The sequence below is a fragment of the Candidatus Obscuribacterales bacterium genome (assembly GCA_036703605.1).
GTDB lineage: Bacteria > Cyanobacteriota > Cyanobacteriia > RECH01 > RECH01 > RECH01.
Window position 1 is genome coordinate 1 of the sequence record DATNRH010000097.1, and the last position, 1,460, is coordinate 1,460.

Here is a 1,460-nt window from a genome sequence, read left to right on the forward strand (position 1 = left end):
ATACTGCTTGGTGTCGTGTTTTTCATTGCCTGCCTTGACTGACATGAGCCCCTACGCAATAGCTGCCCTGACCTTGCTAGGAATGGCAGCCCTAGCCGCCGTGATAGTGATTGTGGTGGCTAGGAAGGTTGGGCGGGAATATGACGAGGCTAAAGAGTAACGTCAGGCTCAAAGCGAGGTTGCGGTATGTTGTAGGTGTGGCTGCTGTGGATGCCACCGGCCTTCCTGAACGTGATCATTTCCATTTCACCATCGCCCAAATAGCCTTGCCCAGCGTGCCAGCTATCAGGCGGCGGCAATGCCCCAAATACTTGATGCTTAACGCCAGGTAATGTCTTGCGTTGGTCTTTGTGAAAGTGCCCAGTGCACCACATTCGGTGAGTCGTGCGGCCCCAAGCGGCGGGCATATCACGCGCCATTGATGTTCCAAGCGTCTCGGGCTTCTGTTTATCACCATGGTGGAAGCCAAACAGCCAGTTGCCGTATTCAATGTATTGGTAGAACGAGGCGTTAGGCAGCACGTCAACGCGCGGCTCATTGTGATATCGGGCTTTCAGTATGAGTGCAATAGCCATGGCCGGGTCTGTGTTGTGGTTACCCTTTGCCACCACGACGGTTACACGCTTAGCTCTGGTCAGCATCGCGCCAATCGCATAAGACAGCACGGCCCCGGCTGCCTCCATGACCTTATATTGGTTCTGGTCTGTGTCTAGCGGCGTCCCTTTGAGCGTTCTGTTTGCCGAGTCATTGGCGTGTATCAGGTCGCCAACATCAACCAGCAAGGCATTCTCGCATGGCTCCATGCGTTCAACGTGGTAATCAAAGGCATCGCGTAGCTGCTCACAGGCTATCTCAACGTTGAAATCAGAGTGTCGTGTTTCACTGGCGAACGCCTGCATACCGATATGAGCATCCCCGATGAAGATGGCTGGCATTATGTCTGAGTGGTAGTTCTTGCGGCGGGATTTGGTGGGTTTAGCTGGGGGGATAGACTTGCACAACCCCTCAATGTACCTGTGTAGCATTTCCTCGCGCTTTTCTTGGTCAGCGCTGTACTTGTACCAAGTTATGCCGTCATCGGTCTTAACGGGCTGCGTATAGCGATCTAGGGTGAATCCTGGGGCTGATGGGTTGTTAATTCTTTGATCTGGCGCGTAGCCTTTGGATGCAGCTCTAGCCTTGATTAATCGTATGTCGCGCCTTACTTGTCCTGCATCCTTGCCCAGCCTCCGGGCTATATCTTCCCCGCTCGTGTTGCCTTCGTCCATGAACTTCGCAACATCCATCTGCTTCTTGGTCGTGGCGTAATCAACGTATGACATTAAACTGTCCCAGTTGTAAGTGCATGTTTAAACTATAGCAGTTTAATGATCAATCACATAATTCAATCAATACTGCCCGATGCTCAACCAGAGACCCACCCAGAGCGGCTTCGTATTCCTCAAGATCATCTAATGCAT

The 1,460-nt window shown here is 52.1% G+C and carries 1 protein-coding gene; it reads right to left on the bottom strand.

Features of this window, described 5'->3' with window-relative positions; all coding sequences use genetic code 11:
* Positions 1-149: 149 nt before the first annotated feature.
* Positions 150-1,322, bottom strand: a complete 1,173-nt coding sequence (locus V6D20_02075) for a hypothetical protein (protein HEY9814585.1) — start codon at positions 1,320-1,322, stop codon at positions 150-152.
* Between the last annotated feature and the right edge of the window lie 138 nt (positions 1,323-1,460).